Source organism: Pseudomonas sp. 05T35 (assembly GCF_056396605.1).
Genome location: NZ_JBFTLU010000512.1, coordinates 1 through 4,309 on the forward strand (window position 1 = coordinate 1; position 4,309 = coordinate 4,309).

A 4,309-nucleotide genomic window follows, 5' to 3' on the forward strand; every position below is an offset into this window, starting at 1 on the left:
GTCGCTGATCACCCTGGAATCCGACAAGGCGAGCATGGAAATCCCATCGCCTGCCGCTGGCGTGGTGGAAAGTATTTCCATCAAGCTGGATGACGAAGTCGGTACCGGCGACCTGATCCTGAAGCTGAAAGTCAAAGGCGCGGCACCTGCTGCAGCCCCGGCTCCAGCCGCTGCCGCTCCGAGCGCTCCTGCTGCTGCACCTGCCGCTCAGGCTGCAGCCGCGCCTGCAGTTGCCGCCCCGGCCGCTGCTCCAGCCAAGCCTGGCGCCAAGGTTCACGCAGGTCCTGCGGTGCGCCAACTGGCCCGTGAATTCGGCGTCGAACTGAGCGCGGTCAGCCCAAGCGGCCCACACGGTCGCGTGCTGAAAGAAGACGTGCAGGTTTACGTCAAAGCCATGATGCAGAAGGCCAAGGAAGCACCGGCCGCTGGTGGCGCAACCGGCGGCGCGGGCATCCCGCCGATTCCGGTTGTGGACTTCAGTCGCTTCGGTGAAATCGAAGAAGTGCCGATGACCCGCCTGATGCAGGCTGGCGCCGCCAACCTGCACCGCAGCTGGCTGAACGTGCCTCACGTGACCCAGTTCGATTCGGCTGACATCACTGAGCTGGAAGCTTTCCGTGTCGCACAGAAAGCCGTGGCCGAGAAAGCTGGCGTCAAGCTGACCGTACTGCCACTGCTGCTCAAGTCCTGCGCACACCTGCTCAAGGAGCTGCCGGACTTCAACAGCTCGCTGGCGCCAAGCGGCAAAGCGATCATCCGCAAGAAATACGTGAACATCGGCTTCGCCGTCGACACCCCTGAAGGCCTGCTGGTACCGGTCATCAAGAACGTCGACCAGAAGAGCCTGCTGCAACTGGCTGCCGAAGCCGCTTCCCTGGCTGAAAAAGCCCGGACCAAGAAGCTCTCGGCAGACGAGATGCAAGGTGCCTGCTTCACGATTTCCAGCCTCGGGCACATTGGCGGCACCGGCTTCACGCCGATCGTCAACGCGCCGGAAGTGGCAATCCTCGGTGTTTCCAAGGCAACCATCCAGCCAGTCTGGGACGGCAAAGCCTTCCAGCCGAAACTGATGCTGCCACTGTCGCTGTCCTACGATCACCGTGTGATCAACGGCGCCGCTGCCGCACGCTTCACCAAGCGTCTGAGCGATCTGCTGGGCGACATCCGCACCATTCTGCTGTAAGACCGGGCGGCCCTCCTTCACCGGAGGGCCACTCGCGTTCCACGTTTTCCGAGCGCCACGCTCGTACCTCAACCCCGCCAATTTGGCGGGGCTTTTTTTGCCTGAAAAACACCCGCCACTTCAGCATGCCGTCAACGGTCGATTAAGCGCTGTATGTATTCCTACCGCCGATAATAGTCGGGACTACTTTCGTGGCTTATTCAGACCACAGCCAAAGTCCACTTGCCTATCAATATTTATCGCCCAACGAACCATAGGATAGCGCCAACAGAGTGCACTAACCGCCTCCACAAAACTTTATAACTTTCACCGCTACATTTCGAATGGACTCGAAAATGTTCAAACCGACTGTTGGTCCGATTATTGGCCACACAACAACTAACCACGCTCGTATTTTTTTACGCGGTGATGCAGAAAACAATGCCCCGGTCTTTGCGGGAATACGTTATCGCCGCGCCGCTGATGCACACTGGTCCAAAGGCCTGTTTGTTGCTTTAACCGCACGTCACGACCTGTCCGACGTTATTGCGCTCAACAACCTCGACGCCGATACCGCCTACGAGTACCAGGCTGGCTGGTTCAGCACCATGAGCCCGGTGCACACCGTGGAAACGGTGCAAGAACTCCCCCTGCAATGGCCGAAAGAAATCTATCGTTTTCGTACCGCATCAAGCAAAACCACCGCAGCACGCGGCTATATCGTTGGCTCATGCCGTTACCTGCGCATGACACTGGGTGTGCCATCGGCACCCGCCAAGGGCGATAGAATTTTTGCCGCCATCAACACACTGGCTAAACAATCATCACCACCGATCAGCGCTCTGCTGATGACGGGCGATCAGGTTTATATCGATGACCTGAATATTATTGCTCCTGATCGAGAATACAAGGACATTCTCAGCAAGTACCGCACCGCTTTTTCTCAGCCGCATATTCGAAACTTGATGGCGTCACTCCCGACCTACATGATCCTGGATGACCACGAGATAGAAGACAATTGGCCAGCCAATGAAAGCAAAAACGATAAGTTCCTCTACACAAACGCAACAAGGGCGTATGAGTTATATCAGGCCAGCCACAGTCCTGTTCACGAGTTACTACCCAACGGGCAACCCAGCCGAGAACTAAAACAGTACTGGTATCAGTTTTCCGAAGGGGATATCGAATGGTTCGTGACCGACAGTCGAACCCGACGCACGCTCTCGGCCGACGATCGACGCATCCTCGATGCGGAGCAAGAGCAAGCCCTGCTCAAATGGCTGATCAACAGCCCGGCACGGGTCAAGTTCGTGGTCACCAGCGTGATGCTCTACCCCGACCGCAAGCACTATGGCGACGACGCCTGGCAAGCCTTTCCCGAGCAGCGTCTGCGCCTGCTGGAAACCATCCGGACCCACAAGATCAGGAACGTCATCATTGTTTCCGGTGATGTTCATGGTTCGCTCACCAGCCGCCTGAGTCACAGCGAGGACCCGGACTTCGAGGTTCACACCATCGTCTCGTCGCCTCTGTGCAACAGCGCGCTGCTGCCCTACGCCAAAGCCTCGACCTTCGTACTCGACCAACCCTTGGTGCAGACCGTTACGGGCGACTATTACCACCAACTGACCAGTAACGTGGTCAGCCAGGATAACTTTGCGCACCTGGTGGTCGACGCGCAGCACATACAAGTGACTTACCACGACGCGAATGGCAACGCCCTGCAATCGATAAGCATCGCACTGCGCAGCACTCTATAGAACGGAAATACGGTAAAACACTGCTCCCGTAGCAGCTGCCGGCAGCCTCGCGGGCTCGGCAGCTGCTACAGGAGCCGGCGCAAGCAACTTATTGCAGAAATGTGGTTGCCTGCCGATACAGTCTTATAGCACTTAGCCTTCATCCTTACTTGTCAGTCAGTGCAGCATGATGCAACCTTGCCGCAGGCAACAGTAAAGAGGGCGCGAGCCCGGCGCGATCAGCATTTTCGAAGCGAGTTTCTTCCATGAAAAGCCATCCCGATGCCGCCAGCCGTATGGTGGCCGAGGTAGTGACGCAGTTGCCCGTGCCCTCGCGGCTCGGCATGCTGCGTTTCGAGCGGCTGAATGAACCAAGCTGGGCGCTGCTGTTCCTTGACCCAAACTGCGAACGCCAGTTCGGTTTGCCCGCTGTCGAGCTGTGCGCTCTGGTCGGCTCACCCTATGCGAGCCTGATGGAGCCCGAAGCGCGCTATCAGTTGCACGATGCGATCCAGCAACAATTGACCGCAAGCCCGCATTATCTGGTCCGCTACACGCTGCACACCGCCCAAGGCTCCCTCAGCCTGCTCGAATTGGGCGAAGCCTACAAACAACACAATCGCCACCTGCTACGCGGCTATTTGCTGGTGGTCGACGGTTTGTTTACCGATGATCCGCTGCTACCGGCGCTGGACCTCGAAACCCAGAACTCGCGCCTGCAGATTGCCCTGGAACTGAACCAGCGCGCCCAGCAGGAACAACTGCTGCACCTGGATCGCGTTCGCGCCCAGCAAGACCTGATCCTGCTGCTCGCCCGCCAGCGCTACAGCACCGGCAACTCCCTGCAAGAAGCCGCCGAACTGATCACCCGCAGCGCCTGCGAGATCTACGAAATCGACTGCGCGAGCCTGTGGAACCTCGAAGACCAGAAGCTGGTACCGATTTCCGCCTACCACCGCGCCTCTCAAGAGTACTGGTTACCGGACGTGATTGAYGCCAGCAACTTCCCGGATTACCTGGAAGCCTTGCACACCAGCCGCGCAATCGACGCCCACAATGCCATGYGCGACCCGCGCACCCGGGGCATGGCCGAGAGCCTGCGCCCGCGCGACGTCAATGCCATGCTCGACGCCAGCATCCGTGTCGATGGTCAGGTAGTTGGTGTGCTGTGCCTGGAACAAACCGGCATGACCCGCGCCTGGCAGTCGGACGAGATCGCCTTCGCCGGCGAGCTGGCCGACCAGTTCGCCCAGGTCATCAACAACCATAACCGCCGCACTGCCACCAGCGCCCTGCATCTGTTCCAGCGCGCGGTCGAGCAAAGTGCCAACGCCTTTTTGCTGGTCAATTGCGACGGCGTGGTCGAGTACGTCAACCCGAGCTTCACCGCGATCACCCAGTACAGCAC

3 protein-coding genes are annotated in these 4,309 nt (G+C 58.7%); all 3 read left to right on the plus strand.

Annotated features, from left to right (window positions below; all coding sequences use genetic code 11):
- The coding region (gene aceF, locus AC1DH9_RS26295; protein WP_477809080.1) for a dihydrolipoyllysine-residue acetyltransferase at window positions 1-1,183 on the plus strand (1,183 nt) is incomplete at its 5' end.
- A 335-nt stretch (window positions 1,184-1,518) separates the two neighbouring features.
- Window positions 1,519-2,922: an alkaline phosphatase D family protein gene (locus AC1DH9_RS26300; RefSeq protein ID WP_427537945.1), complete on the plus strand. Its 1,404-nt coding sequence runs from the start codon at window positions 1,519-1,521 to the stop codon at window positions 2,920-2,922.
- 245 nt (window positions 2,923-3,167) lie between these two features.
- The coding region (locus tag AC1DH9_RS26305) for a GAF domain-containing protein (RefSeq protein WP_477809081.1) at window positions 3,168-4,309 on the plus strand (1,142 nt) is incomplete at its 3' end.